The 26,403-nt window shown below is 71.7% G+C and carries 29 protein-coding genes and 2 tRNA genes; 11 read left to right on the forward strand and 20 right to left on the reverse strand.

The features are described 5' to 3' along the window. Positions 1 to 27: 27 nt before the first annotated feature. Positions 28 to 237, forward strand: coding sequence for a hypothetical protein (locus KM427_RS16935; protein ID WP_183593975.1), 210 nt, complete (start codon positions 28 to 30; stop codon positions 235 to 237). Positions 238 to 244: 7 nt separating this feature from the next. On the opposite strand, the gene KM427_RS16940 is transcribed toward KM427_RS16935, so the two are convergent. Continuing rightward, entirely contained in the window at positions 245 to 460 is a 216-nt protein-coding gene (locus tag KM427_RS16940) for a DUF3099 domain-containing protein (RefSeq protein ID WP_252274594.1), read from the reverse strand. A 49-nt stretch (positions 461 to 509) separates the two neighbouring features. On the opposite strand from KM427_RS16940, the gene KM427_RS16945 reads away from it, so the two are divergent. Continuing rightward, on the forward strand, positions 510 to 1,481 hold the full coding sequence (locus tag KM427_RS16945) for an aldo/keto reductase (protein ID WP_215524662.1): 972 nt from the start codon (positions 510 to 512) through the stop codon (positions 1,479 to 1,481). A 467-nt stretch (positions 1,482 to 1,948) separates the two neighbouring features. Here KM427_RS16945 and KM427_RS16950 read toward each other — a convergent pair whose 3' ends face one another. The 4 genes from KM427_RS16950 to KM427_RS16965 form a co-directional block, all read right to left on the reverse strand. Further along, positions 1,949 to 2,539, reverse strand: coding sequence for a hypothetical protein (locus tag KM427_RS16950; RefSeq protein WP_215524663.1), 591 nt, complete (start codon positions 2,537 to 2,539; stop codon positions 1,949 to 1,951). A gap of 252 nt (positions 2,540 to 2,791) precedes the next feature. Continuing rightward, a tRNA-Ile gene (locus KM427_RS16955) sits at positions 2,792 to 2,865 on the reverse strand. Positions 2,866 to 2,951: 86 nt separating this feature from the next. Further along, on the reverse strand, positions 2,952 to 3,779 hold the full coding sequence (locus tag KM427_RS16960) for a DUF72 domain-containing protein (protein WP_215524664.1): 828 nt from the start codon (positions 3,777 to 3,779) through the stop codon (positions 2,952 to 2,954). 29 nt (positions 3,780 to 3,808) lie between these two features. Continuing rightward, positions 3,809 to 4,588, reverse strand: a complete 780-nt coding sequence (locus KM427_RS16965) for an ArsR/SmtB family transcription factor (RefSeq protein ID WP_215524665.1) — start codon at positions 4,586 to 4,588, stop codon at positions 3,809 to 3,811. Between the two features lie 79 nt (positions 4,589 to 4,667). Between KM427_RS16965 and KM427_RS16970 the strand changes: the two genes are divergently transcribed. After that, positions 4,668 to 5,408: a PIG-L deacetylase family protein gene (locus KM427_RS16970; protein ID WP_183593966.1), complete on the forward strand. Its 741-nt coding sequence runs from the start codon at positions 4,668 to 4,670 to the stop codon at positions 5,406 to 5,408. A gap of 67 nt (positions 5,409 to 5,475) precedes the next feature. Here KM427_RS16970 and KM427_RS16975 read toward each other — a convergent pair whose 3' ends face one another. Further along, positions 5,476 to 7,347 carry an amidohydrolase gene (locus tag KM427_RS16975; RefSeq protein ID WP_215524666.1) on the reverse strand — a complete coding sequence of 624 codons (1,872 nt, stop codon included), beginning with the start codon at positions 7,345 to 7,347 and terminating at the stop codon, positions 5,476 to 5,478. A gap of 58 nt (positions 7,348 to 7,405) precedes the next feature. On the opposite strand from KM427_RS16975, the gene KM427_RS16980 reads away from it, so the two are divergent. Further along, positions 7,406 to 8,413 carry a LacI family DNA-binding transcriptional regulator gene (locus KM427_RS16980; protein ID WP_183593962.1) on the forward strand — a complete coding sequence of 336 codons (1,008 nt, stop codon included), beginning with the start codon at positions 7,406 to 7,408 and terminating at the stop codon, positions 8,411 to 8,413. A 31-nt stretch (positions 8,414 to 8,444) separates the two neighbouring features. On the opposite strand, the gene KM427_RS16985 is transcribed toward KM427_RS16980, so the two are convergent. From KM427_RS16985 to KM427_RS16995, 3 genes are all read right to left on the reverse strand, one after another. Further along, complete coding sequence (locus KM427_RS16985) at positions 8,445 to 8,648, reverse strand: hypothetical protein (protein WP_215524667.1); 204 nt, start codon at positions 8,646 to 8,648, stop codon at positions 8,445 to 8,447. A gap of 97 nt (positions 8,649 to 8,745) precedes the next feature. Next, complete coding sequence (locus KM427_RS16990) at positions 8,746 to 9,627, reverse strand: RNA polymerase sigma-70 factor (RefSeq protein ID WP_183593959.1); 882 nt, start codon at positions 9,625 to 9,627, stop codon at positions 8,746 to 8,748. A gap of 2 nt (positions 9,628 to 9,629) precedes the next feature. Next, positions 9,630 to 10,214, reverse strand: a complete 585-nt coding sequence (locus tag KM427_RS16995) for a carboxymuconolactone decarboxylase family protein (RefSeq protein WP_183593957.1) — start codon at positions 10,212 to 10,214, stop codon at positions 9,630 to 9,632. 102 nt (positions 10,215 to 10,316) lie between these two features. Here KM427_RS16995 and KM427_RS17000 point away from each other — a divergent pair, with 102 nt between their 5' ends. Next, positions 10,317 to 10,934, forward strand: a complete 618-nt coding sequence (locus KM427_RS17000) for a class I SAM-dependent methyltransferase (protein ID WP_215524668.1) — start codon at positions 10,317 to 10,319, stop codon at positions 10,932 to 10,934. Positions 10,935 to 11,077: 143 nt separating this feature from the next. On the opposite strand, the gene KM427_RS17005 is transcribed toward KM427_RS17000, so the two are convergent. The 5 genes from KM427_RS17005 to KM427_RS17025 form a co-directional block, all read right to left on the reverse strand. Next, positions 11,078 to 11,150 (reverse strand) — tRNA-Asn (locus KM427_RS17005). A 52-nt stretch (positions 11,151 to 11,202) separates the two neighbouring features. After that, entirely contained in the window at positions 11,203 to 11,727 is a 525-nt protein-coding gene (locus KM427_RS17010) for a hypothetical protein (RefSeq protein WP_215524669.1), read from the reverse strand. Continuing rightward, entirely contained in the window at positions 11,724 to 14,540 is a 2,817-nt protein-coding gene (dnaG, locus tag KM427_RS17015) for a DNA primase (protein ID WP_215524670.1), read from the reverse strand. Before dnaG ends, KM427_RS17010 begins: the two co-directional genes overlap by 4 nt. Before the next feature lie 27 nt (positions 14,541 to 14,567). Then, entirely contained in the window at positions 14,568 to 15,482 is a 915-nt protein-coding gene (locus tag KM427_RS17020) for a 2-hydroxyacid dehydrogenase (protein WP_215524671.1), read from the reverse strand. A gap of 10 nt (positions 15,483 to 15,492) precedes the next feature. Beyond that, positions 15,493 to 16,776, reverse strand: coding sequence for a deoxyguanosinetriphosphate triphosphohydrolase (locus KM427_RS17025; protein ID WP_215524672.1), 1,284 nt, complete (start codon positions 16,774 to 16,776; stop codon positions 15,493 to 15,495). A gap of 157 nt (positions 16,777 to 16,933) precedes the next feature. On the opposite strand from KM427_RS17025, the gene KM427_RS17030 reads away from it, so the two are divergent. Together KM427_RS17030 and KM427_RS17035 are read left to right on the forward strand one after the other, a co-directional pair. Next, positions 16,934 to 17,161, forward strand: coding sequence for a FitA-like ribbon-helix-helix domain-containing protein (locus KM427_RS17030; RefSeq protein ID WP_183593663.1), 228 nt, complete (start codon positions 16,934 to 16,936; stop codon positions 17,159 to 17,161). Beyond that, the gene (locus tag KM427_RS17035; protein ID WP_215524673.1) at positions 17,158 to 17,559 is read left to right on the forward strand and encodes a type II toxin-antitoxin system VapC family toxin; all 402 of its coding nucleotides are present in this window, start codon (positions 17,158 to 17,160) and stop codon (positions 17,557 to 17,559) included. Before KM427_RS17030 ends, KM427_RS17035 begins: the two co-directional genes overlap by 4 nt. A gap of 9 nt (positions 17,560 to 17,568) precedes the next feature. Here KM427_RS17035 and KM427_RS17040 read toward each other — a convergent pair whose 3' ends face one another. The 5 genes from KM427_RS17040 to KM427_RS17060 all read right to left on the reverse strand — a co-directional run bounded on the left by KM427_RS17040 (position 17,569) and on the right by KM427_RS17060 (position 22,347). Further along, entirely contained in the window at positions 17,569 to 18,435 is an 867-nt protein-coding gene (locus KM427_RS17040; protein ID WP_215524674.1) for a VldE C-terminal domain-containing protein, read from the reverse strand. A gap of 144 nt (positions 18,436 to 18,579) precedes the next feature. Beyond that, positions 18,580 to 19,737 carry a tRNA dihydrouridine synthase DusB gene (dusB, locus tag KM427_RS17045; protein ID WP_183593660.1) on the reverse strand — a complete coding sequence of 386 codons (1,158 nt, stop codon included), beginning with the start codon at positions 19,735 to 19,737 and terminating at the stop codon, positions 18,580 to 18,582. Positions 19,738 to 19,848: 111 nt separating this feature from the next. After that, positions 19,849 to 20,547 carry a hypothetical protein gene (locus KM427_RS17050; RefSeq protein WP_215524675.1) on the reverse strand — a complete coding sequence of 233 codons (699 nt, stop codon included), beginning with the start codon at positions 20,545 to 20,547 and terminating at the stop codon, positions 19,849 to 19,851. A 26-nt stretch (positions 20,548 to 20,573) separates the two neighbouring features. Continuing rightward, positions 20,574 to 21,974 carry a glycine--tRNA ligase gene (locus KM427_RS17055; RefSeq protein ID WP_183593658.1) on the reverse strand — a complete coding sequence of 467 codons (1,401 nt, stop codon included), beginning with the start codon at positions 21,972 to 21,974 and terminating at the stop codon, positions 20,574 to 20,576. 52 nt (positions 21,975 to 22,026) lie between these two features. After that, positions 22,027 to 22,347, reverse strand: a complete 321-nt coding sequence (locus KM427_RS17060; protein WP_183593657.1) for an antibiotic biosynthesis monooxygenase family protein — start codon at positions 22,345 to 22,347, stop codon at positions 22,027 to 22,029. A 65-nt stretch (positions 22,348 to 22,412) separates the two neighbouring features. On the opposite strand from KM427_RS17060, the gene KM427_RS17065 reads away from it, so the two are divergent. The 4 genes from KM427_RS17065 to KM427_RS17080 are packed head-to-tail and all read left to right on the forward strand — an operon-like array spanning position 22,413 to position 25,549. Next, positions 22,413 to 23,351, forward strand: a complete 939-nt coding sequence (locus KM427_RS17065; RefSeq protein ID WP_215524676.1) for a metal ABC transporter substrate-binding protein — start codon at positions 22,413 to 22,415, stop codon at positions 23,349 to 23,351. Then, complete coding sequence (locus tag KM427_RS17070) at positions 23,348 to 24,160, forward strand: metal ABC transporter ATP-binding protein (protein WP_215524677.1); 813 nt, start codon at positions 23,348 to 23,350, stop codon at positions 24,158 to 24,160. The genes KM427_RS17065 and KM427_RS17070 overlap by 4 nt, the downstream gene beginning before the upstream one ends. Beyond that, positions 24,157 to 25,164: a metal ABC transporter permease gene (locus tag KM427_RS17075; RefSeq protein WP_252274596.1), complete on the forward strand. Its 1,008-nt coding sequence runs from the start codon at positions 24,157 to 24,159 to the stop codon at positions 25,162 to 25,164. The genes KM427_RS17070 and KM427_RS17075 overlap by 4 nt, the downstream gene beginning before the upstream one ends. Beyond that, positions 25,151 to 25,549 carry a Fur family transcriptional regulator gene (locus KM427_RS17080; RefSeq protein ID WP_183593655.1) on the forward strand — a complete coding sequence of 133 codons (399 nt, stop codon included), beginning with the start codon at positions 25,151 to 25,153 and terminating at the stop codon, positions 25,547 to 25,549. Before KM427_RS17075 ends, KM427_RS17080 begins: the two co-directional genes overlap by 14 nt. 4 nt (positions 25,550 to 25,553) lie before the next feature. Here KM427_RS17080 and KM427_RS17085 read toward each other — a convergent pair whose 3' ends face one another. Beyond that, positions 25,554 to 26,333, reverse strand: a complete 780-nt coding sequence (locus KM427_RS17085) for an isoprenyl transferase (RefSeq protein WP_183593898.1) — start codon at positions 26,331 to 26,333, stop codon at positions 25,554 to 25,556. Positions 26,334 to 26,403 lie beyond the last annotated feature (70 nt).

Consider the following 26,403-nt stretch of genomic DNA (forward strand, 5'->3'; position numbering starts at 1 on the left):
GGGCCGCGGCCTGGGTACGACCCCTCCATGAGGACCATCATCGGACTCGTCGTCGTGGTGTGGCTCGTGATCGGCGTGCTCGCGGCGTGGCAGCGTGGGTACTTCGGCGACGACCGCGACGTCAGCTGCAAGTCGACGGGCGACACGGCCCTGACCATCGTCGCCGGGCCGCTCAACTACGTCGGGGCGAACCCGAAGGTCGACTGCAACATCGACCTCCCGCAGCCGTCGCAGTGACGCTCGATCAGCGGTCCTCGTCGCCCGCGGGCGGTGCCGACTCGTCGAGCGCACCCTGGTTGCCGACGAACGCCGCCACCGGCGGGATCAGGGCGGCCACCACGCTCATCACGATCGCCGCCGTGGTCGACCACAGGCGCACGACGTTCCAGGCCAGCAGGATGAGCACGATGCAGGTGCCCATCAGCCAGAAGTAGGTGCGGTGTCGGCGGCGGCGGTCCACGATCCGACGGTAGCCCCGTCGCGTCCACGGTCGGTGCGACGCTGGAGCCATGCGCTACGCGAAGCTCGGCAACACCGGACTCGACGTCTCCCGCGTCATCCTCGGCTGCATGAGCTGGGGCGACGCCAGCCTCGGCTGGCACCCGTGGATCCTCGACGAGGAGGCCGCCCGCACGATCATCCGGGACGCCTTGGAGGCGGGGATCACGACGTTCGACACCGCCAACGTGTACGCCGGCGGGTCGAGTGAGGAGTTCACCGGCCGCGCGCTGCGCGACTTCGCGCGGCGCGAGGACGTCGTCGTCGCGACCAAGGTGCACGGGCGGATGCGGCCGGGGCCGTACGGCGCGGGCCTGTCGCGGAAGGCGATCCTGCACGAGATCGACGAGTCGCTGCGGCGGCTCGGCACCGACTACGTCGACCTCTACCAGATCCACCGCTGGGACCCGGCCGTGCCGATCGAGGAGACGATGGAGGCGCTGCACGACGTCGTCCGGGCCGGCAAGGCCCGCTACCTCGGCGCCTCGTCGATGTGGGCCTGGCAGTTCGCGAAGGCCCAGCACGTGGCCGAGCGCAACGGCTGGACGCCGTTCGTCTCGATGCAGAACCACTACAACCTGATCTACCGCGAGGAGGAGCGCGAGATGCTGCCGCTCTGCGCCGACCAGGGCGTGGGCGTCATCCCGTGGAGCCCGCTCGCGCGCGGCCGGATCACCCGCGACTGGGACGCGGCGACCGCGCGGTCGGACACCGACGAGTTCGGCGCGAACCTCTACCTCGACGAGGACCGCGCGATCGTCGAGACCGTCGGCCGGGTCGCCGGACGGCTCGGCGTACCCCGGGCGCAGGTCGGCCTCGCGTGGCTGCTCCACCAGCCGGCCGTGACCGCGCCGATCGTGGGCGTCACCAAGGCGCAGCACCTCGCGGACGCCGTCGCGGCGGTCGACCTGGAGCTGTCGGAAGCCGATCTCGAGGAGCTCAGCGCCGGCTACCGGCCGCACCCGGTGTCGGGGCACGTCTGAGGACGCGAGGGGAATTTCCGCAAAACGCCCCACGGCAGCCACCGTGGCGCTAGATTTCACTCGTCAGCCCGCTGGTGACCCGAGACGCCAGCGGGCTGACGTATGTCTCGGGCTCGGTGCTCGGGCTCGAGAGCAGATCTGGTCCGGACCGTCCTGCGGACAGCAGCACGCCGACCGCAGTGACCGCGTCTCCGCAATCTGCCGTCCCTGAGGTCGCCGCTCGACGTGTCAGGCGTCGAGCTTGCTCGATCGAGTAGCCACGCGAATCCGCACTCGACTCGTCGGGTGGCAACCGGATGATGATGGCGAGGGGACGGGGTCGGCATGCCTTGCTCGAGGCGGCCCGGCGAGGACGGCGGGCCAGTGCCACCCGCCGGGCGGCGGTGCGTCAGCAACCGAATGTCGCCGCCAGAAGGTTGCTCACTCACCGCGGCACCTTCGATGGGCGGACGTGGCGGCACGTGAGGTTATCCCGGCGCCGATTCGGCCAGAGCCTGCGCGGACCTAATCAGCCAGGCGGCATTCACCACGTAGGCCGAGGCTTCGCCTTCCGTGGGGGATACGCGTCCGTGCGCGACAGAATCTCGGAGATCGCGAAGCCGCTCATACTGCCTGACCCAGAACGGCAGGACGATCTCCCTGCCCAACTCTCTGACGACGTCGTCATTCGTTCTGATGGGGCCGGATGCCCTGTCACTGCCGGGCCCGAATCGCGGGAAGTACGCCCTACCGAGTTCCCAGATCGGCGCTTGCACCTCCTCCCAAGCCGTCACAACGAGCAACGACGGATGATCTGCCAGGTCTCGAGCGAGGTTGTAGAGGCGGGTCTCAGAGACCACGGACGCGGATTGCATCCCGCCAACGTCCGCTTCTGCTCGCGCGGACTCGACTTCATTGATGCCGTCACCAAAGGTGAGCTTGGCGCCGAACGCCTCACCGTACTTGACCCGGCCGATCAAGGCTTTGACCTCTGTGCGGAAGATGAGTGCGGCGGCGACGAACGCTGTCGGCCATGCCACAGCGCCCAGAACCTCGGAAATGAACTCCTTCCAGTTCACGACAGTCACTGTGCCCCACGGAAGGCTGGCGGTCACGCCGCGCCGGTGAGCGTTGGTCCTCGACCAGCTTCGGGGACGCCTAGGGCGTACCGACGCCGTCACCGTGCCCGGTCTCGTGTCGGGCGTGGCCGCCATCGGGGTAGCCGGAGCACAGTCCTCGTTGCCGTCGGAGTCCGAGAGGCCCTGGTGAGGGTGCTACCTGCAAGGCACTGGTCGCGGGCCGTCCGGCGGCGACCTGGATGTCTAGCCTCGTGGGGCGGGTGGGGCTCGAACCCACGACCCAAGGATTATGAGTCCTCTGCTCTGACCGACTGAGCTACCGCCCCCTGAGGGCGCGGCCCTCGGGGTCGAGAGCCTAGTGGCCATCACCGGAAGTTCTTCGGGTGGCCCGAGGAACTTCCAGCGACGACCACTAGTGGAGGCCCAGGCGACCCATGAGCCGGAGGGCGTCGTGGGGTGCGAAGCCCTGGGCGTCGTTGTCGAAGTAGACGACCACGTCGGCGTCGCGGGACCAGCGTCGGATCCGCTCGGCCCATCGGTCGAGCGCGCGGTCTGAGTAGCCGCTCGCGTAGAGCTCCTCGTCGCCGTGCAGACGGACGTAGGCGAGGTCGCTGGTGACGACCTCGGCGCGTGGCCAGCGTCCGGCGGAGTCGGCGACGACGCAGGCGATGTCGTGCTCGCGGAGCAGCGCGAACGCCTCGTCGGTGCAGTAGGACGCGTGGCGGAACTCCAGGGCGTGGCGGACCGGGCGGTCGGCGTACCCGCGCGGCGCTCGGGTGAGCGCCCGGTCCTCCCGCACCTTGTCGTCGTGACGCCGGGCCAGGGCGGCGGCCTCCCCCACGGTGCGCGGGAGCAGGTCGAAGAACGACGCGAGCAGGTCGGCGTCGTACCGCAGCCGCTCGGGCAGCTGCCACAGCACCGGACCGAGCCGACCCTCGAGCGCGAGCACGCCCGAGGCGAAGAAGTTGGCGAGCGGCGCCTCGACGTCGCGCAGCCGCTTCAGGTGCGTGACGAACCGGCCGCCCTTGACGGCGAAGAGGAAGTCCTCCGGGGTCGCGTCGCGCCAGGCGGCGTACGACGTGGGCCGCTGCAGCGAGTAGAACGAGCCGTTGATCTCGACGGTGCCGAGCCGCTCGGCCGCGTAGTGCAGCTCCTCGCGCTGCGGGAGCCCGCGCGGGTAGAAGTCGCCGCGCCAGCCGGCGTAGGTCCAGCCGGAGATGCCGACGCGGATCTCACCCACGCGGCCTCCGTACCCGCCGCGGGCAGCCCTCACGCGGGCAGCGGCTCGCCCGTCTCCAGCAGCGTCTTGAGGCTCGCGAGGATGGCGGGCCAGCCCTCGCTGATGCCGGGCAGGATCTCGCTCCCCTCGGCGAAGCCGCCGTGGGTCACCCGGAGCTTGACCATCTCCCCCACCGGCTCGATCTCGAAAGTCACCGCCGAGCGCGGCTCGGCGGCGAGGCGGGCGACCTCCTCCGCGTCGGACCCGATCGCCCGGCCGAACTCCGGCGTGATCGGGTGCCAGCGGTAGGACAGCCGTCGCGGCGGGTCGGACTCGAGTACGACGCCCTCGTCGTCGGCCATCGTGACGCCGGCGAACCGCCAGGAGACGACCGACCCGACCCGCCAGTCCGACGTCAGCTCGACACCCCAGTAGCGGCTGGTGAACGACGGGTCGGTGAGCGCCTGCCACAGCGCGTCGGGCGTGGTGCGGATGTAGGTGGTGTAGACGAACTCATGCATGGGAGGTGCCTCCAGGGCGGTCTTGAGATCGGCGAGCGCCTCGGCGCGCCGGCGGTCGTAGCGGCTCAGCCACCGCTCGGCGATGGCGTTGATGGGCGCGGCGTCGAGGAAGTGCAGCTTCTGCCGGCCGCACCACCGCGTGGTGACGACGCCGGACTCCTCGAGCACCGCGAGGTGCTTGCTCACCGACTGCCGGGCCATGTCCAGGCCGTCGCAGAGCTCCCCGAGCGTCTGCCCGCTGCGCTCCTCCAGCCGGTCGAGCAGGGCCCGCCGGGTCGGGTCGGCGAGCGCCTTGAACACCGCGTCCACGCCTCCATTTCATGCAGCCATTTGGCTGCATGTCAAGCGGGCGACGGGTCACGACCCGCCCGCCTGCCATGCTGTCGACATGGAGCCCGAGAAGCTGGAAGCCGTTCCGGAGGACTGGCAGCGCGCACTGTGCGTGGTGGCGCACCCCGACGATCTGGAGTTCGGCGCGGCCGCCGCCGTCGCTCGCTGGACCGGTCAGGGCAAGGACGTCGTCTACTGCATGGTGACCTCCGGCGAGGCCGGCATCGACGCGCTGCCGCCCGACGAGTGCCGGCGGGTGCGCGAGGCCGAGCAGGTGGAGTCGGCCCGCATCGTCGGGGTGTCCCAGGTCGACTTCCTCGGCCAGCCCGACGGCATCCTCGAGTACGGCGTACCGCTGCGTCGCGCGATCGCCGGGGTCGTCCGCCGGCACCGGCCGGAGATCGTGATCACCGGCAACTTCCGCGACACCTGGGGCGGGCTCAACCTCAACCAGGCCGACCACATCGCCACCGGCCGGGCGGTGCTCGACGCGGTCCGCGACGCCGGCAACCGCTGGGTCTTCCCCGAGCAGCTCACCGACGGCCTCGAGCCGTGGGGCGGCGTCCGCGCCGTCTGGGCCGCCGGCTCCCCGCAGGCGACGCACGCCGTCGACACCACCGAGACCTTCGACGCCGGCGTCGCCTCGCTCGAGGCCCACCGCGCCTACATCGACGGCCTCGGCTGGGAGAACTGGGACCCGCGCGAGTTCCTCGAGGGCTTCGCCCGGCAGACCGGGCAGCGGCTCGGTACGCCGTTCGCCGCCGCCTTCGAGGTGTTCCCGATGGGCTGGGGCGAGTAGCCGCGCCTCAGCCTCGATCCACCGATTTCCGCCTGCTGCGCGACGCCGCAAATCGGTGGATCGAGGCTCAGCCGCAGCAGGAGTGCGGCGCCCGGCGGCCGGCGGCCGCCGCCAGGGCCGCGCCCGTGCGCGCCCGCCGGCGCCCCTCGGAGCTGTCGGCGTCGTAGACGACCCGGCCCCCGACGAGCGTCGTGCGCACCGACGCGGCCCGGATCGCCCGGGCCCCGGACCTCTCCAGGTTGCGGTCGACCACGATCAGGTCGGCGACCTTGCCGGGGGCGACCGTGCCGCGACTGCCCTCGTGCAGCTGGTAGGCGCTGCCCGCGGTGTGCATCGTGAGCGCGGCGGATCGACTCAGGCCCTCCTCCGCGAGCAGCGGTCGCGGCACGGCGGCGTACCAGGTGCGGTCCATCGCGGTCGCGATCTGGTTGAACGGACGCAGCGGGTCGACCGGCCAGTCGGAGCCGCCGACCAGGCGGGCGCCGGCGCGCTGCAGGCTGCGGGCCGGGTACAGCCGACGGAACCGCTCCTCGCCGATGAACGGCCGCAGCGCGTCGAGCGTCCACTCGTCGCGCACCGCCCACTGGAGCTGCATGCACGCGAGAGTCCCGGTGTCGGCGAAGCGGGGGTAGTCCGCCGGGTGCACGAGCTGGAGGTGCGCGATCGTGTGCCGGTGCCGCCGCGCCGACCGCCCGTTGGCGTTGACCGCCGCCTCGTAGGCATCGAGCGCCACCCGCACCGCCCGGTCGCCGATGGCGTGGCTGTGCAGCTGCCAGCCCGCCTTGTCGAGCACCACCGCGAGGCGTTGGTACTCCTTGCTGGAGAGGTAGAGGTCGCCGCGGTTCTTGGTCGGCTTGCCGTCCTCGTCGAGGTACGGCGTGAGCAGGGCGGCCGTCTGCGCGGGGTACTCGATCACGCCGTCCACGAAGACCTTGGTCGTCGTGACGTGCAGGCCCGGCACGTCGCCGTACTTCTTGCGCAGCCCGGCCAGCCACTCGGCCGCCTGCTGGGGGTGCTTGGTCAGCTTGTTCGACAGGCGCAGGGCCGGGGTGACCTGCTGGAGGAGGTGGCCGGCGCTGCGCAGCTCGGCGTACCACTTCAGCGAGTCCTCGCCGGAAGCGGCGTCGAGGAACGAGGTGATGCCCAGGCTGAGCAGGTAGGCGAGCGTGTCGGCGTACGCCGCCTCGAGCTCGGCCCGCGACGGCGGCGGGATCACCCGGCCGACCAGGTCCTGCGCGGTGTCCTTGAGCAGCCCCGTCGGCTCGCCGCTGCCGTCGCGCACGATCTCGCCGCCGGGCGGGTTCGGGGTGCTTCGGTCGATGCCCGCGAGGGCGAGCGCCCGGCTGTTGACCCAGGCGTTGTGGAAGTCGGAGCCCTGGAGGTAGATCGGCCGCGACGTCTTCAGCGCGTCGAGCATCGAGCGGTGGGCGACGGTGCCCGCGGGCAGCAGCCCGACCGGGCTCCAGTCGGTGACCTGGAGCCAGCCGTCCGGCTCCTTGGCGGCGCTCTCGTCGAGGAAGCCCTGGAGCGTCGCCTGGAGGTCGGCGACGGTCATCGAGACGTTGCCGAGCGAGGGGTTCATCGCCTGCTCAGCGGCGCCGAGCGGGTGCATGTGGCCGTCGTGGATGCCGGCCATGATCGTGCCGCCGTCGGCGTGCACGACCTCGGTACGCCGGTCGGCCATCCGCTTGATCTCGCGGGTGCTGCCGACCGCCTGGATGCGGCCGTCGGGACCGATCGCAACGGCCTCTCCCCCACCTCGACCGGTGCCGGTGAAGACGTGGCCGCCGACGATGACCCGGGCGGTACGCCGGGGGCGGACCGCCGCCGCGGCCAGCGCCGCCGACGGTCCGGCGACGGCGAGGCCGGCCGCGGCGACGCCGGCTCCGGCGACCAGGGACCGGCGGGAGATCTGGGTGACGGCTTCGGGCTCGCTCATGGCGAGGAACGTGGATGATTAACGAGATAACCACAAGGGTTGTGGAACGGGAGGCTCGATGGCGGGGCGACGGGTGCGGCCCACGGTGGGCCAGGTCGCCGAGCGGGCCGGCGTCTCGACGGCGACCGTCTCGAACGCGCTCAACGGCACCGGCCGGCTCTCGGAGGAGACCCGGCAGCGGGTGCTCGAGGCCGCGCACGACCTCAGCTACGTGCCCTACACCTCGGCCCGCGCGCAGGCCCGCGGCGGCACGGGCGTCCTCGGCCTCACCATGGCCACGCACGGCGACGTGGCCGTGCCGTACACCGAGATCCCCTACTACGCCGAGCTGATCCTGGCCGCGATCCGGGCGGCACACGAGCGGGGCTACCTGCTCGTCGTGCTGCCGGCGTCGATGTCGTCGTGGACCTGGCTCACCACGCCGCTCGACGGGGTGGTGCACGTCGAGCCGCGGGTGCACGATCCGGTGCTGTCGATCCTCGCCAAGCGCGGCATCCCGCTGGTCTGCGCCGGTCGACCGCTGGAGTCACGGCGCTCCGACGCCTGGGTCGACACCGACGACGGCGCCGCGCTCGTCGACCTCCTCGACCACTTCCGCACGGGCGGCGCCCGACGGATCGCGGCCGTGCTACCCGACCACGACGACGCGTTCCCGGCGATCCTGCGCTCGGCGTACGACGGATGGTGCACGGCGGCGGGCCAGGAGCCGGTCGTGGAGACCTTCACGCCCGACCTCGCCGGCGCCGGCGAGCGGGCGGCGATCGAGGCGGCGCTGCGGCGCTCCCCCGACGCGGTCTTCGGCGTCTACGACGACTCGGGCCGGCTGCTGCTCGAGGCGGCGGCCGAGCACGACCTCACGGTGCCGCGCGATCTCGCCGTGGCGTGCTTCAGCGACGACCCCGGTTACGCACACCTCGACCCGCCGGTCACGACGGTCAGCATGCGGCCGGCCGAGGTCGGCGTCGCCTCCGTCGACCTGCTGGTCGGGCTGGTCAACGGTCGGCGTGGGCTGCGACGACAGCGCCTGCTGGCCGGCGAGCTCCGGGTGCGGGCGTCATCGGCCTGACGTCGCCCTGCCACGGTCCGGGCGCACTCGGTCACGAGCGACCGTGGTGGGCCGGCCGATGCGCCAGCTCGCGGAGGTCCAGGGGGTAGGGACCTGGTTCCGCGACCGGGGCGGCGTCCTTGTCTCGCTCCACCCACTTGTGGTCGTCGCGCCAGACGACGACGAGCGCCAGGACGGCGGCGATCGAGATCAGCGCACACACGCCGATCTGCAGTGCGACCGGGACCTCGCCCATGTCCACCAGTCTGACTCCGCCGGCTCCGGTCCGCCAGGGGTCGACGACGCCCCCGCGGGACGGCTCGCGTTCGGCGGTCGCCTCGTGGAAGGACGACCTAGCGGCTGACCGTCGTCTCCACGTCGATCCGCCCGAGCTTGGCGGGGTTGCGGACAGCGTAGATGCGGCTGATCCGGCCTTCGTCGACGGCGAAGGTGACGGCGGTGTCGTGGCCGTCGTCGGTGCCCACGATCAGCGCCCCGAGCGCGCCGTTGAGCGGCACCGGCAGGATCTCGGCCCCGGGGGCGAGCCGGGCGAACGGCCGCAGCAGGTTGGCGACCTTCTTCGCGCCGACCACGGGGTTGACGACGGCCTGGGCGACTCCGCCGCCGTCGGCGACGAGCACGACGTCGGGCGCGAGGACGTCGAGCAGCCCCTGCAGGTCGCCGCCGGTCACCGCCGCGAGGAACCGCTCGACGACCTCTTGCTGCTCGCCGCGGCTGACCTCCATCCGGGGCCGCCGCGCCGCGACGTGCTCGCGCGCCCGGTGTCCGATCTGGCGTACGGCGGCCGCGGACTTGTCGACCACCTCGGCGATCTCGCCGTACGGCAGGTCGAAGACCTCCCGCAGCACGAACACCGCGCGCTCGGTGGGCGTCAGCGTCTCGAGCACGGTGAGCATCGCGAAGGACACGCTCTCGGCGAGCTCGACGTCGTCGGCCACGTCCGGGGCGGTGAGCAGCGGCTCGGGCAGCCACTCGCCGACGTACTCCTCGCGCCGCCGGGCGTTGGAGCGCAGCCGGTCCAGCGTCTTGCGGGTGACCATCCGCACCAGGAACGCCCGCGGTGCACGGACCTCGGCGCGCCCGTCCGCGCCGATCGCGTCCCACCGCAGCCAGGTCTCCTGGACGACGTCCTCGGCGTCGGCGGCCGAGCCGAGCATGTCGTAGGCGACGGTGAAGAGCAGCCCACGATGCGTGACGAACGGATCCTCGGTCACGATCACGAGCCTACGGCGGTGGGCCGCGCGAGCGGCTTGAGGCCGCACGCCGCGGCGAACCCGTCGGACTCGATGCCGAGCGCCACGTTGGGGCGCGTGGTGAAGTTGGCGAACGCGATCACCGCGGTGAGCTCGACCAGTGCGGCATCACCGAGCTGGCGCCGCAGCGACGCCACCATCTCGTCGGTCACCGTCGGTTCCGTGACCGTCATCGCCTCGGCGTACGCCAGCACCTCCCGCTCGAGCGGCGTGAACGCATCCGACTCCCGCCACCGCGGGATCTCACGCGCCTTGTCCATGTCGAGGTTCTTGTTGTGTGCCTCGAAGTAGTTGAAGTCCAGGCACCAGCTGCAGCCGACCTGGGCGGCGACCGCCATGTGCGCGAACGACTTGAGCTGCTCGTCGCAGGTGTCCCACTTCCGGACCTTGCCGCCGACGGCGGCCATGCCCATCATCACCTGCTGGTTGTGCCAGTAGACGCCGAGCGAGCTCGGCACCCGGCCCAGGGTCCTCTTCGCGAACCGCTTGATCAGCGCGCCCTTGAAGCCGGTGATCTCGGCGGCGGGGATGCGCGTCGTGCCCGTCATGTCGTCCTCCTGTGTGAGTCGCTTCGACATCCAGACGACGGCCGGCGGCGAGTTGTGACAGCGACGTGGCCCGCGGGGCCGCCTCCTCGGTAGCCTCACACCGTGACGGGTGAGATGTCCGGCATCTTCGAGGAGTTCTACGCGAGCGCGGAGGCCGGCGGAGCCCGGCCGCCCTGGGACTACGGCGCGCCCCGTCCCCAGCTCGTCGAGTGGGCCGAGACCCGGGACCTCGCGGGCAGTGGCCGCGAGGCGCTGGTGGTGGGGTGCGGCTACGGGGCCGATGCCGAGTTCCTTGCGCTGCTGGGCTTTCGGACCACGGGGTTCGACTTCGCACCGACCGCGATCGCTGCCGCGCGGCGCACGTACCCGGACAGCGAGGTGGACTACCTCGTCGCGGACGTCTTGGACCTTCCTCGTGCATGGCAGGGCAGGTTCGACCTGGTGGTGGAGAGCCTCACCGTGCAGTCGATGCCGCCCGAGCAGCACTCGGTCGCGGCGCAGAGCATCGCCGCCCTGGTGGCGCCAGCAGGCACTCTCCTGGTCCTGGCGACCACGCGCGACGAAGGAGCCGAGGTGAAGGGCCCGCCGTGGCCGCTCAGCCGCACCGAGCTCGACGCCTTCGCCTACCGCGGCCTCGCTCTGCGCCGCGTGGAGCGGGTCCAGGACGGCGCCTGGTGGCGAGCCGAACTGACCAGAGGCGTGGGCGACTCACGCACCTGACGATCCTGCTCCCGAATCCGCGGATCCACGACACTGAGGTCGGGTACGACGAAAGCCTGGCGTCACCGCAGGCGATGAGAGCCTGTAGGTACCAAGAAGACCCCTGGTCCGCGTCGCCGCAGACCAGAGGCCCTCTTCGCTTGCTCCCCCGGTTGGACTCGAACCAACAACCCTCCGGTTAACAGCCGAATGCTCTGCCAGTTGAGCTACAGGGGATCGTGCGCCCGCACAGGTTAGCAATCGGCCGGCAGCAGCGGAAATCGAGGTGTCAGTCGGCGCCGACGGCGGCGCGGGCCTCGGCGAACGCCTCCGCGGCGGCGCGGCGGACGGCGGGATCGTCGGGGTCGACGCCCTCGTCGTACTCGTAGAACCAGGCGATCGGCTGGTCTCCCCGGGGCGCACGGCGGGCGATCACGCGCACCCCGCGCCGGCCGTCGACCGGGACGTGCCGCTGGAGCACGACGCTGGCGGTGACGCGCTCGCGCACCAGCTCGAGCAGCCGCCCGGGCTCGGTGAGGTTGAAGGTGTGCTCGGGGCGCCGCTCCCCCCAGGCGCCGACCTCGCTGACCCGGAGCGTCGAGGTGTCCTGGTCCCAGTCGGCGGCCTGGACCTGCTCCCACGGGATCCGCACGGTCTCCTCGAGGCCGAGGCGGTCGTGGCCGAGGGTGCGGACGACGTACAGCGCGTCGCGGGTGCCGCCGAGGCGCGCGTCCTCCGCGACGGCGTCGGCGAGCAGCCGCTCACCGCGCTCGACGCGCACCGGGGTCCGCTCGCGACGGAAGAGCGGGCTCACTCGGCCGGCCCCGTCAGGCGGTCGCGCAGCGCGCGGCGGTGCGCCTCCAGGGCGGCCAGCTCTCCGAACATCCGGTTGAACACCTCGGGGTTCTCGACGGGGTTGGTGCGCTGCAGCTTGGACTTGATGTCGGCGATCCGCCGGGCCACGGTGAGCTCCTGGAGCCGCAGCAGGTACTGGGCGACGTACGCCGCGTCGGGCTCCTTCATCAGCGGCTCGACGCCGAGCGCGCTGATCGCCGACGAGACCGCCGGGTCGACCGCGGCGTCGCGCAGCCGGGTCGCCCAGCCCGCGTCGCCGGCGCCCGCGGTGGGCCCGCCTGCTGCGGCGACGATCTCCCAGACGGCACGGTACGTCGGGTGCGTGAAGTCGTCGGGGCCGACGTGGGAGGTGAGCCGGCCGATCGTCATCGGGTGCTGGATGACCAGCTTGAGCGTCTCGCGCTCGATCGAGAAGCGCGGGTCGCGGAGGTCCGGGACGTTGGAGCGCGGCGGAGCGGTCGCGGGCTGCCCGGCACCGGGGCCGCCGGCGTCGCGGGCCTGTCGGGAGGCGGACCTGCGCACCTCGGCCCGGGCCTCGTCGGGGTCGACGCCGACCATCCCGGCGAGCTCGCGGGCGAAGGCGTCGACCTTCGACCGGTCGCGGATGCTCGAGACCAGGCGGGCGCCCTCACGCAGCGCGTCGATGCGGCCGTCGGCGCGGTCGAGGTCGTACTTGGCGACGATGTTGGAGAGCACGAACCGGTAGAGCGGCACCCGACGGGCGACCAGCTCGCGCACCGCGGCGTCGCCCTTCTTGATGCGCAGGTCGCACGGGTCGAGGCCGTCGGGCTCGACGGAGACGTAGGTCTGGGAGACGAAGTTCTGGTCGCCGCCGAAGGCGCGGACCGCCGCCTTCTGCCCGGCCGCGTCGCCGTCGAAGGTGAAGATCACCTCGCCGCGGAACTCCTCGTGGTCGTTGAGGAAGCGCCGCAGCACCCGCGCGTGGTCGTCGCCGAACGCCGTGCCGCAGGTCGCGACCGCTGTGCCGACGCCCGCGAGATGGCAGGCCATCACGTCGGTGTAGCCCTCGACGATCACCGCCTGCGACGACCGGCCGATCTCGCGCCGCGCCAGGTCGAGGCCGTAGAGCACCTGGGACTTCTTGTAGATCTTGGTCTCGGGGGTGTTGAGGTACTTCGCCTCGATGCGGTCGTCGTCGAAGATCCGCCGCGCGCCGAAGCCGATCGTGTCGCCGCTCGCGTCGCGGATCGGCCAGAGCAGCCGCCCGCGGAACCGGTCGTACGCCGAGCGGCCGACCGCCACCAGTCCGGCCTCGACCGTCTCCTCCTGGGTGAACCCACGGCCGCGCAGGTGCTTGAAGAGCGCCTCGCCCTCGCGCGGGGCGAAACCGATGCCGAAGGTCTCGGCCGCGGCCTGGTCGAAGCTCCGCTCGGCGAGGAACTGCCGGGCGGCCAGCGCGTCGGGAGTGCCGAGCTGCTCGGCGTAGTAGAGCTGCGCCACCTTGTGCGCCTCGATCAGCCGGCCGCGCTGGGGGCCCTTGGGGCGGTCGTCCCGGCCGCCGAACCCGTCGTCCTCCCGGCGCACCACCACGCCGACCTTCTCGGCGAGCCGCTCGACCGCCTCGCCGAAGCTGAGGCCGTCGATCTTCATCAGGAAGGTGATGACGTCGCCACCTTCTCCGCAGCCGAAGCAGTTGCCGGTGAGGATGTTGTCCTCGAGGACGAAGGCGTGGCCGTCCTCGACCTCGGCACAGAAGACTTCCTCCACCCGGTCGGTGGGCTCGACGGACTGCACCACCCAGCCCAGGCGGGCGAACTTCCTCTCTGCATCGACGAACCTCTGTCGATGGCTGTCCAGCAGGAAGAAGTCCTCGGTGAGGTCGTCGTTCACGAAGTGGACGCGGAACAGATCGGTCGCCTCCGTGCCCAGCCCCACGCGTGACTGCGACGTGATCCCGTACGTCGCGATGCCCAGCCGGGTGCACACGGTGCGGACGAACTCGAGGTCCTCGCGACGGGCCGAGTTGAGGATGACGGTGCCGTCCTCTGCCACGCATCCGTCGGCCGCGAAGTAGCCGGCCAGCCATCCGTAGAGGTAGGACACCGACTCGTCCAGAGGGGGCAGGTCCTTGAAGAAGCGCGGCAGGTGGTGGACGAGCAGGTTGTCGCCGGACGCCGACGTGTGGCTGTTCGGGAACCACTTCAGCATCGCCAGGTCCTTCGGCGGGCACAGCAGGGCCATGCTCCCGGTACCGGATCGCGTGCCGTCGCCGTACGTGAACCCGTGGGCGATGCCGAACGGCGACGGGGTGGTTCGCTGGATCCGCGAGCGCGGAAATGTCGAAGCCAGGCGGTCACCGGACTTCAGATCCGCGGTGAGGACTTCGCGGCGCTTCTTCCGGTCCCTCCCGGATCGCACGAACCAGCGGTGGCCGTCGGTGGCGAAGAGCTCCTTCCGCTGCCGGTTGCGCGTGACCACGATGCGGTGCAGTTGCTGAACGCCGTACGACTTGAACGGCGCCTCGAGCCAGTCGCCCCGCGCCCCGAGGACCCGGTGCGTCCCACCCGCGAGCTCACGGATCTCGCGGGGCCCGTCCCAGGTCAGGACCCGGGTCTCCCCTGCCAGGCAGTGGAAGAAGCCCCGGCCCGGGTTGACGTTGAACGACGGCGACTTCTCGTCGTGGAACGGGCAGAGGCCCTTCTGGGACCCGCCGCCGGCGTTGCGGAGCGTGACGTACTGCGAGACCACGTCGTCGATGCGCGCCTTCTCGCGCACCTCGGCGATGTCCTCCTCGCGGATCCGTCCTGCCACGCCGTGATCCTACGGGCGGGGTGGCCGCTAGTACTCGCCGGACATCACGTTGAGGAGCTCCTCGCCCGTGGCGTAGCGGCGGAGCTGCTCGAGCACGAGGCGCTGGGCGCGCGGCCACATCGCGCTGCTCGCGCCGCCGACGTGCGGGGAGATCAGCAGGTTGGGCGCGTCCCAGAGCGCGTGGTCCTCGGGCAGCGGCTCGATCTCGGCGACGTCGATGGCCGCGTGGAGGCGGCCGGTGTCGAGCGCCTCGATCAGCGCGGGCGTGTCGACGACCGCGCCCCGGGCGACGTTGACCAGCAGCGCGCCGTCCTTCATCGCGGCCAGGAACCCGGCGTCGACCAAGCCCCGGGTCGCGTCGGTGAGGGGTACGACGAGCACCACGACGTCCACCTCGGGCAGCAGCCCGGGCAGGTCGTCGATGGCGTGCACGCCGTCGCGAGCACGGCGGGCGACCCGCACCACCTCGACCTCGAAGGGCAGCAGCCGGCGCTCGATCGCCTCGCCGACGGCGCCGTACCCGACGATCAGCACCCGCTTGTCGGCCAGAGCGGGGTGCCATCCGGAGTGCCAGCGGTGCCGGTCCTGGTCGCGCACGAAGCCCGGGACACCGCGCAGGCTGGCCAGGATCAGGGTGAGCGCCAGCTCGGCCGTCGAGGAGTCGTGGATGCCGCGGCCGTTGCACAGCGTGACGCCCTCGGGCAGGTGCGGGCGGATGTTGTCGACGCCGGCGGTCATCGTCTGGACGACCTCCAGGCTGGTCATCCGCGACAGCACCTCGGCGACCCGCGGTCCGACCTGGTACGGCGGCACGTAGAAGCGCACGTCGGCGACGCCGTCGGGCACGTGCTCGGTCGGGTCGACCCGCTCGTAGCGCAGCCCGGACGGCGGGTCGCCCAGGTCGGCGGGGTCGAACGGCAGCCAGACGAGTCGGTCGGTCACGCTGCCGAGACTAGGACTCCCACGAGGAGGAGCAGAGGGCGGCGTGCCGGGCGACCGCGCTGGCGTCGGTGAGCGAGGCGACCTGGTCGATCACGACGCGCAGCCGGTCGAGGTCGTCGGCGGCGGCGAGCCAGTCGTCGGCGAACGGCCGCTCCAGGGCGTCGGGCCCGCGCTCGACCAGCGCCTCGACGAGCTCGCCGAGCAGGGTGCGCTGCCGCTCCATCAGCGCGACCCGGTCGTCGGCGCGCATGACGTAGTGGGCGGCGATGCCCTTGAGCACCGCGATCTCCAGCCGGGTCGCCTCCGGCACCACGAGATCCGCGCGGTAGCGGACGAACGGCCCGTCGCTGGCCGCGAACGTGGCGTGCTGCACGGCGCCGCAGAAGCGGCCGATCACGTCACTGGTGAGGTTCTTCAGGGCCGCGAGCGAGCGCCGGCTCCCGTCGTACGACGTGCTCGGCCAGCCACCCACGGCGCGCAGCTCGGCCAGCGTGGCGTCGAGGACGTCGTCGGTGGCGTCGGGCAGGTACCAGTCGCGCACCGTCTCCCACACCGCCGCCGGGTCGATCGCGGCCAGGTCGATGCGGCCGGCGACGATGCCGTCCTCGACGTCGTGCACGGAGTAGGCGACGTCGTCGGCGAGGTCCATGACCTGCGCCTCCAGGCACTGGCGGGTGCCGTCGGCGCCGCGGCGCATCCAGTCGAAGACCGGACGGTCGTCCTCGTAGACGCCGAACTTGCGCACCGTGCGCGGCGACCCGTCGGCGTGCACGCCGCGCGGCTCCTCGGCGGCGGTCCGCGGCCAGGGGTACTTGGTGCAGGCGTCGAGCGTCGCGCGGGTCAGGTTCAGCCCCACCGACGCCCCGGCGGCGTCGACGGTCTTGGCCTCGAGCCGGGTGAGCAGCCGCAGGGTCTGCGCGTTGCCCTCGAAGCCGCCGCACGGCTCCCCCATCTCGGCCAGCACGCGCTCGCCGTTGTGGCCGAACGGCGGGTGGCCGAGGTCGTGGGCCAGCGCCGCGGTCTCGGCGATGTCCGGCTGGCTGCCCAGTGCCCGGGAGAGGTCGCGGGCGACCTGGGCCACCTCGAGGCTGTGCGTCAGCCGGTTGCGCACGAAGTCGTCGCTCTGCGGGCCGACCACCTGGGTCTTCGCGGCCAGCCGCCGGGACGCGGCCGCGTGCACCAGGCGGGCCCGGTCGCGCTCGAACGGCGTCCGGATCGGCGCGTCGACGCGCTTGCGGGGCTCCTCGACGATCCGCTCGCGGGCGGCGTCGTCGTACAGGTCGGGGTTCTCCATGGCAGCGCGAGCCTAGTGCGGCGGCGAGCGCCCGACACCTGGTGATCCTCGTCGACACGTCCGTGTGGTTCGAGGACCCGCGGCCCCACCCGAGCCGCGCGGATCCCATGCGCGGCACATGGTTGCCGCTCTCTCACATGCAATCTAGCCTCGGTGCATGACGATGATCCAGATCCGCAACGTGCCCGACGACGTCCACCGACGCCTCAAGGCACGTGCGGCCCTCGAGGGCGTCTCGCTGTCCGACCTGGCACTTGCCGAGTTGCGGCGGTCCTTGGACCGGCCGACTCGTCGTGAGCTTCTCGAGCTGGTGGCCTCCCGTGAGCCTGTCCGCTCCGGCCCTTCCTCGCCGGAGTTGATCGACTCGGGACGCAACGCCCCGTGATCGTCCTCGACACGTCTGCTGCGATCGAGTGGCTCCTCGTGCGTGACCTCGGAGCGGCTGTCGCCGCTCGGTTCAGCGACCCCGATGTCACCGTGCACGCGCCGTCACTGATCGGCGTCGAGGTCGCGGCAGCCCTGCGGGGCCTCGTGCTCGGTGGGCACGCGCAGCCTGAGCGGGCATCGCTCGCACTAGCGGACCTGACCGCGGCGGACATCACTCTTCATGATCCGACCCCGCTTCTGCCCCGAGCTTGGGAGTTGCGGGACAACCTCACCCCGTACGACGCGGTGTACCTCGCGCTTGCCGAGGTCCTCGACGCGAGGCTGGTCACCACTGACGCACGCATTGCCACGGCGCCGGGGCTGCGGGCCGAGATCGACCTGGTCACGAGCCCCTGACCACGGTTGTCAGTACGTCGTGACGTGCACGTGGTCGTAGTGGTTGGCAGTGGCCGAGCCGCGGTTCGACATGGCCCGCCAGCCCTCGCCGGACCGCTCCACCGACCAGATCCGCTGGGAGTAGATGACGTAGTTGACGCCGAGCGCGCCGAAGTTCTCGCGCACGAAGTTCGCGACCTGCCAGCCGCGGTCGCCGCTCACCATGATGTCGACGGCGAGGCCCTGGGAGTGCTCACCGTCGCCCCGGAACGTGCCGTAGGTGCTGATCTCCGGGAAGTTCGCGCACACCGCCTCGTGCACGGCCACGATGTTCGGGCTCACCCCGGGCGAGACCGAGGTGCCATTGGTGCAGTTCCCCTCGACCGACAGGGCCGCCGTCGGCTTCTCCTGCGAGAGGTAGCCCTGGGTGACCCACCGGGACTCCCCCTCGACGACGATCTCCACGCGGCCGGAGGCGCGGCGGCCGGTGACCAGCACCCGCTTGCCGGCCTTCGTCTCGCCGTCCTTGGCGGCGAAGTCACCCGATCCGGTCCAGAGGTTGAGGTCGGTGGTCGTCCACAGGCGGGTGTCGGCCTTCCGGACCGCCGAGCGGGTGGCGACCACCCGGGCGCTGCGATCGACGGCCTTCTGGAACGCCTTGCGCTCCCGAGGCGTGTCGAGGCGCGACTCGTCGCGGGACGCACCCGGCTCACGGGTGGTGGCGCCGGAGATGCTGGCGGCGTCCTGCGCGACCGGGATGTCGCGGACCGGCTCACTGGACAACACGCCCAGCGTCACCGCTGATCCGGTCGCCAGGAGGGCGATCGGTGCGGCCACGAGGGCGGCTCTGGGCTTACGGCGGGCGCTGGTCTCCCGCTTGTGGCGGTGGTCTGCCACAGCGCTGATCCTTTGCGGGTTGCTGTCAGGTCGGTGTCACCGGACCGCTCTCGGGGGAAGGTCACGAAACGGCAACGACGGTTGAGTCAACCACACCGATTCCACGGTCGTGCAATTTTCAAACGACACAGATCGGGTATTCGGTCACCCGCCGGTGGCCTCGTCGGCGTCCTCCTGCACGTGGCAGCCCGCGCCGTCGGCGTCGTCGAGCCAGCCCTCGGGCAGCACGACGCGCTCCCGCGGCGAGCCCTGGCGACCCCGCGGGGCGCCCAGCGCGCTGGCCGGGAAGGGCTCGTCGGGGTCGAGGTCGGCGAGCAGCCGGTCGAGGTCCGCGAGCGTGCACACCAGGCCCAGCGAACGCCGCATCTGGCCGCCCGCGGCGAAGCCCTTGAGGTACCAGCTGACGTGCTTGCGGAACTCCTTGCAGCCCCGCTCCTCCCCCAGGTGGCGGCACAGCAGCTCGGCGTGCCGGCGCATCATCGAGGTGACCTCGCCGAGCGTCGGGAGGGTCGCCACCTCCTCTCCGGAGAACGCCGCGGCCAGGTCGCGGAAGAGCCACGGCCGGCCCAGGCAGCCTCGGCCCACGACGACACCCGCGGCGCCGGTCTGCTCGACCATGCGCAGCGCGTCGGCGGCCTCCCAGATGTCACCGTTGCCGAGCACGGGGATGTCGACGTGGTCGACCAGCGCCGCGATGGCCTCCCAGTCGGCCTCGCCGGAGTAGGCCTGCGCCACGGTCCGGCCGTGCAGCGCGATCGCGGCGACGCCGCTCTCCTGCGCGATCCGGCCGGCGTCGAGGTAGGTCAGGTGCGCGTCGTCGATGCCCTTGCGGGTCTTCATCGTGACCGGCACGTCGTACGGCGCGGCCGCGGAGACGGCTCGCTCGAGGATCTCACCGAGCAGCCCGCGCTTCCACGGCAGCGCACCGCCGCCGCCCTTGCGCGTCACCTTCGGGACCGGGCAGCCGAAGTTGAGGTCGATGTGCGCGACGCCGTACTCGGCGCACAGGATCTCGGCCGCCTTGCCGACGTAGAGGGGGTCGGTGCCGTAGAGCTGGACCGACCGGGTGGTCTCGAGCTCGTCGAAGACCAGCATGTCCTTGGTGTGCTGGTCGCCCTCGACCAGGCCGCGGCTGGTGATCATCTCGCAGACGTAGAGCCCGGCGCCCTGCTCGGCGCAGAGCCGTCGGTACGCCGCGTTGGTGATGCCCGCCATCGGCGCCAGCACCACGGGGACGTCGACCGTCAGCGACCCCAGCGTCAGACTCCGGGTCGGCGCGGTCGGCGGCGTGGCGGTGGACATGTGTTCATTGTCCGGCCGCGACACGGGCGGTCCAAAATCGGCTTTCCGTCCGGCACCACGAGTGCCGGGAGCAGCTACCGCCTGCTTGTTGGCCGACCGGTCCCGGCGGCCTCAGCCGTTCGGGCCCTTGCCGTCCTTCTTGCCCTTCGGCTGGTCCGGCTTCCGCTGCGGCTTGGGCGGCACGTACTTCTCCACCTCGCCGGTCCAGATGATCGGGTCGAAGGACTCCTCGGGCCGGAAGCTCACGGCCTCGAGCTCGCCGTGGTGGGGCGCCAGGTAGACGAGGCAGACGTCCTCTCGGGCGCCGGGGCCGAACTTCTTCGGCAGCGGCGTGCTTGGACACGGGTCGAACGAGCTCGCGAACGGCGTCGACTCGAGCAGCAGGTTCTCCTCGTTGACGACGTAGAGCGGCACCCGGCGCCCCCCGAGGTCGGTGTCGCCGACGTTCTCGACCGTGACGTGCACGAAGTACGGCGTCGACTGCCGCTGCGCCTTGGTCAGCTGCCAGGCGGAGAGGGTCTTGCGGGTCGTCGTGCGCTCCAGCCTGGTGACCGTGAGGTCCAGCACGCCGACCTCGTCCTGGCGCGGCTCCCAGGCGACCACGCCCTCGTCGCCGACCTTGAGGTGGGTGCCCGGTGGCGTGAGCGTGACGCCGTCGGGCACCGGGAGGTACGGCGACGCGCTCGGGGAGGTCGTCGGCGACTCGGACCCGCCCGCCCCGCTGCCGCCGTCGTCGCCGGAGCAGCCCGCCAGCGCGCTCGCCGCGACCACGACGGCCAGCGCCGTGGAGCCGAGCAGACGGGTGCTCATGCCGCCATTGTGCATTCGCCGGGGCGCTAGCAGCCGACGAAACGCTCGGCGAAGTACGACAGGACGCCGTCGAGCCCGATCCGCTCCTGCTGCATGGAGTCGCGCTCGCGGATCGTCACGGCGTGGTCGTCGAGGGTCTCGAAGTCGACCGTGACGCAGTACGGCGTACCGATCTCGTCCTGGCGGCGGTAGCGACGGCCGATCGCACCGGAGTCGTCGAAGTCGACGTTCCAGCCGGCGCTGCGCAGCTGCATCGCGAGGTCCTTCGCCTTCGGCGACAGGTCGGCGTTGCGGCTCAGCGGCAGCACGGCGACCTTGACCGGCGCCAGGCGCGGGTCGAGCCGGAGCACGGTGCGCTTGTCGACGCCGCCCTTGGTGTTCGGGGCCTCGTCCTCGGTGTAGGCGTCGACGAGGAAGGTCATCAGGCTGCGCGAGAGGCCCGCGGCCGGCTCGATGACGTACGGCGTGTAGCGCTCGTTGTTGGCCTGGTCGAAGTAGGTCAGGTCCTGGCCGGAGTGCTTCGCGTGCGTCGAGAGGTCGAAGTCGGTGCGGTTGGCGATGCCCTCGAGCTCGCCCCACTCCGAGCCGGTGAACCGGAAGCGGTACTCGATGTCGACCGTGCGCTTGCTGTAGTGGCTGAGCTTCTCCTGCGGGTGCTCGAAGTGGCGCAGGTTGTCGCGGTCGATGCCCAGGTCGACGTACCACTTGGTGCGCTCGTCGATCCAGTACTGGTGCCAGGCCTCGTCCTCGCCCGGCTTGACGAAGTACTCCATCTCCATCTGCTCGAACTCGCGGGTGCGGAAGATGAAGTTGCCCGGCGTGATCTCGTTGCGGAAGCTCTTGCCGATCTGGGCGATGCCGAAGGGCGGCTTCTGCCGGCTCGAGGTCACGACGTTGGCGAAGTTGATGAAGATGCCCTGCGCGGTCTCGGGGCGCAGGTAGTGGAGGCCCTCCTCGTTCTCGATGACGCCGAGGTAGGTCTTGAGCAGGCCCGAGAACTGACGCGGCTCGGTCCAGGCGCCGCGGGTGCCGCAGTTGGGGCAGGCGATGGTGGCGAAGTCGACGTCGTCGGGGTTGTCGATCCCCTTCTTCTCCGCGACCTCCTCCTGGAGGTGGTCGGCCCGGAAGCGCTTGTGACACGACTGGCACTCGGTCAGCGGGTCGGTGAAGGTGTCGACGTGGCCGCTGGCCTCCCAGACCTGCCGCGGCAGGATGATGCTCGAGTCGAGGCCCACCATGTCGTCGCGCATGGTGACCATCGACTTCCACCACTGGCGCTTGATGTTCTCCTTGAGCTCCACGCCGAGCGGACCGTAGTCCCAGGCCGAGCGGGTGCCGCCGTAGATCTCGCCGCACGGGTACACGAAGCCCCGACGCTTGGCGAGGGAGACGACATGGTCGACGGTGGACGGCGGCGGCTTGGCCACGAGGTGCTCCTGCTGGTCGGCCGGCTGGCTGCCGGTCTGGGTGTGGGAACGGTCAGCCTATCGACCGGGGCGCGTCGATGTTGAGGGCGGCTCCCGGCTCGACCAGCTCGTAGGCCGACGGCTCGTCGAGCGCCCGGCTCAGCACGACGACGGCGCGCAGCTTCACGTCGTACGACGAGAGCGCGCGGCGATAGCTGCCGACGTCGGCCCAGCGGGTGCTGAGCACCCACAGCTCGGCGTCGTCGACGTTGCGGCCGACCTCGCCGCCGACGTACCCCCGGCAGGCCGCCAGCGCCTCCCGCGCGGTCTCGATCTCGACGCGGAACGCCTCCGCCTGCTCCGTCGGCACCCGGAATCGACTCACCACCAGCATGAGGCGAAGCCTAGAACGCCGTTCGGAGTTGACAACCATTCTCATTTGATCTGAGAATGGTTCTCATGAACAGACTCGCCGCCGCGGCCACCGGTGTCGCCCTCCTGCTCCCGGTCGTCAGCGGGTGTGCCGCGTTCACCGACGACTCCGCCTCCTCCGCCGACGGGGTCCAGGTCGCGGCGGCGTTCTACCCCCTCGCGTACGTCGCGGAGCGGATCGCGGGCGACCACGCCTCGGTCGAGAACCTCACCGCACCCGGCGGCGAGCCGCACGACCTCGAGCTCAACCCCAAGGAGACCGCCGACGTCGCCCGGGCCGACCTCGTGGTCTTCGAGAGCGGCATGCAGCCCGCGGTCGACGACGCGATCAGGACCAACGCCTCGGGGATGACGCTCGACGTGGCGGACGTCGTGGAGCTGCACCCCGCCGGCGAGCACGCCGACGAGCACGAGGGCGAGGACCACGAGGGCCACGACCACGACCACGGCGACGTCGACCCGCACTTCTGGCACGACCCGCTGCTGATGGCCGACCTGGGCGACGCGGTCGCCGAGCAGCTCGCCGAGGTCGACCCCGACCACGCCGACGCCTACCGGGCGAACGCCGGCGACCTGCGCCACGACCTGGAGTCTCTCGACCACGAGTACGCCGACGGCCTCGCCCGGTGCGAGCGCGACACCGTCGTGGTCTCGCACGACGCGTTCGGCTACCTGGGCAGGTACGGCCTCGAGTTCGAGCCGATCGCGGGACTCTCCCCCGACGCCGAGCCGACCCCCGCGGACCTCGCCCACCTCGAGGAGCTGATCCGCGACGACGGCATCACCACCGTCTTCTACGAGTCGCTGGTCGGTCCCGACATCGCCGAGCAGCTGGCGAAGGACACCGGCGTGCGGACCGCGGTGCTGGACCCGCTCGAGGGCCTGACCGACGACACCGTCGACGAGGACTACCTTTCCCTCATGCGTGCCAACCTGGCGGCCCTGGAGGAGGCGAACGGCTGTTGAGCGAGCCCGACACCGAACCTCCCGTCGTCGAGCTGGACGACGGCGCGGTCGCCATCGCCGGCCGACCGATCCTCCGGCACATCGACCTCACCGTGCGGCAGGGCGAGTTCGTCGCCCTGATGGGCGCCAACGGCTCCGGCAAGTCGACGCTGGTGCGGGCCCTCACCGGGCTCTGGCCGCTGGCGACCGGGTCCCTGCGGCTGTTCGGCACCCCGTTCGACCGGTTCCACGACTGGCAGCGGATCGGCTTCGTGCCGCAACGTGGCGGCGCCTCCTCCGGCGTACCCGCCTCGGTCTGGGAGGTCGTCGCCTCGGGCCGCCTGACCCGGCGGCGCCCGCTGCGCCCGCTGCGACGCGCCGACCGGGCCGCGATCGACGATGCGCTCGAGGTGGTCGGCCTGGCCCATCGGGCCCGCGACGGCGTCTCGTCGCTCTCCGGCGGCCAGCAGCAGCGGGTGCTGATCGCGCGTGCGCTCGCGGGCGAGCCCGAGCTGTTCTTCCTCGACGAGCCGACCGCCGGCGTCGACCTGCCCAACCAGCAGGTGCTGGCCGACACCCTCGAGACCCTGTCCGGCCGCGGCGCCACGATCGTGCTGGTGGCCCACGAGCTCGGTCCGATGGCCTCGCTCATCGACCGCGCGGTCGTGATGCGCGACGGGCTGATCGCCTACGACGGCCCGCCGCTGGCCAGCGAGCAGGTCGCCACGGCCCACCTGCACCTCCACGAGCACGGACACCACCACGCGGTGCCGGACTCCCACGACCATGCGCCGCACGTGTCCTCGCTGATCGAGGGAGGCACGCCGTGAGCGACTTCATCGACCTGCTCGGCCTCCCGTTCATGCAGCGGGCGATGCTGGCCGCGATCTTCACCGGCCTGGCCGCGCCCGCGATCGGCACCTACCTCGTGCAGCGGCGGCTCGCCCTGATGGGCGACGGCATCGGCCACGTCGCCGTCACCGGTGTCGCCATCGGGCTGCTGACCGGCACCTCCCCCACGTGGACGGCGGTGCTGGTCGCGATCGCCGGCGCGATCACCATCGAGGTGATCCGTGAGCGCGGGCATGCGAACGGCGACGTCGCGCTGGCGCTGCTGTTCTACGGCGGCCTCGCGGGCGGCGTGCTCATCACCGGGCTCGCCAACGAGAGCGGCGCGACCCTCCAGACGTACCTCTTCGGCTCGATCACCACGATCTCGATCACCGACGTGATCGTCACGATGGTCCTGGCCGCCGTCGTGGTGCTGGTCGGGCTCGGGCTGGCGCCGCAGCTCTTCGCGGTGGCGCAGGACCAGGAGTTCGCCAAGGTCGCGGGCCTGAACATCCGCTTCTACAACCTGCTGGTCGCGGTGCTCGCGGCGGTCAGCGTCACGGTCGCGATGCGCACCGTCGGGCTGCTGCTGGTCTCCGCGCTGATGGTGGTGCCGGTCGCGACCGCCCAGCAGCTGAGCCGGTCCTTCCGCACCACGCTGGCCGCGGCGATGGTGCTCGGCACGGTCGCGTCGCTGGGCGGGCTGCTGCTCTCGGCGTACGCCTCGTTCCACGCGCGCGTGGCCCCGGGGCCCACGATCGTGCTGCTCGCGCTCGCCTGCTTCGTGGTGTCGTGGCCGGTGGGCGTGTGGCTGCGGTCGCGGCGCCGGCTGCGGCAGCCCTTCCCCGTGGTCGGGGCGACCGCCCACCACACCGCCGACGAGCATCCGCACGAGCACGGCGAGGACTGCGGCCATGTGGCGGTGCCGCACGGCGACCACGTCGACTACGTCCACGACGGCCACCGGCACGCCGCCCACGGGAGGCACTATGACGAGCACTGAGCCCACCGGCATGCGACCCACCCGGCAGCGCCGGGCCGTGGTCGACGCGATGGAGTCGTTCGCCGACTTCCGCTCCGCCCAGGAGATCCACGAGCTGCTCGGCGAGCGCGGCGAGCAGGTCGGCCTGGCGACCGTCTACCGCACGCTCCAGCGGCTGGCCGAGGCCGGCGAGGTCGACGTGCTGCGCACCGAGGATGGCGAGGCCGTCTACCGGCGCTGCTCGGAGAGCCACCACCATCACCTGGTGTGCCGCTCGTGCGGCGCGACCGTCGAGGTCGAGGGCCCGGCGGTCGAGCGCTGGACCCGCAGCATCGCCGCCGAGCACGGGTACGCCGACGTCAGCCACGCGCTCGAGATCTTCGGCACCTGTCCGCGGTGCAGCTGAGCGGTCAGCCGGAGTTCGGGAGCGCTCCGCCGTAGCGACGATCCCGCCGGGCGTAGAGCTCGATGGCGTGCCAGAGGTGCCGGCGGTCGACGTCGGGCCACAGCACGTCGGTGAAGACGAGCTCGGCGTACGCCGCCTGCCAGAGCATGAAGTTCGACAGCCGCTGCTCCCCCGACGTACGCCAGATCAGGTCGGCGTCGGCGACCTCGGGCACGTAGAGGTGCCGGGCGAAGGTCTTCTCGGTGACCTTCTCCGGGTCGAGCCGGCCGGCCGCGACCTCCCGGGCGATGCTGCGCGCGGTGTCGGCGAGCTCCGCGCGGCCGCCGTAGTTGACGCACATGGTGAGCGTGAGGACATCGTTGTCGCGGGTCAGCTCCTCGGCGACCCGCAGCTCCTCGATGACGGACTTCCACAGCCGGGGCGCCCGACCGGCCCAGCGGACCCGCACGCCGAGCTCGTGCATCTCGTCGCGCCGCCGGCGGATCACGTCGCGGTTGAAGCCCATCAGGAACTTCACCTCGTCGGGCGATCGGGACCAGTTCTCGGTGGAGAACGCGTAGGCCGAGATCGCCTTGACCCCGATCTCGACGGCACCCTCGACGACGTCGAAGAGCGAGTGCTCCCCCTGCTCGTGGCCCTTGGTGCGCGGCAGCCCGCGCTCCTTGGCCCAGCGGCCGTTGCCGTCCATCACGATCGCGACATGCCCCGGCACCAGCGACCTGGGGATCGCCGGCGGCCGGGCACCCGACGGGTGCGGCGTCGGCTGGCGTACGGCGCGTCTCACCCGGCCGAGCCTAGTGGCGGACGTCGCGGCGCCGGGCACCACCGGCCGGTCCGCCACGTCGGTCAGGGGA

It is taken from the genome of Nocardioides sp. LMS-CY, from assembly GCF_018732145.1.
In the GTDB taxonomy this organism is placed as follows: Bacteria; Actinomycetota; Actinomycetes; order Propionibacteriales; family Nocardioidaceae; genus Nocardioides; species Nocardioides soli.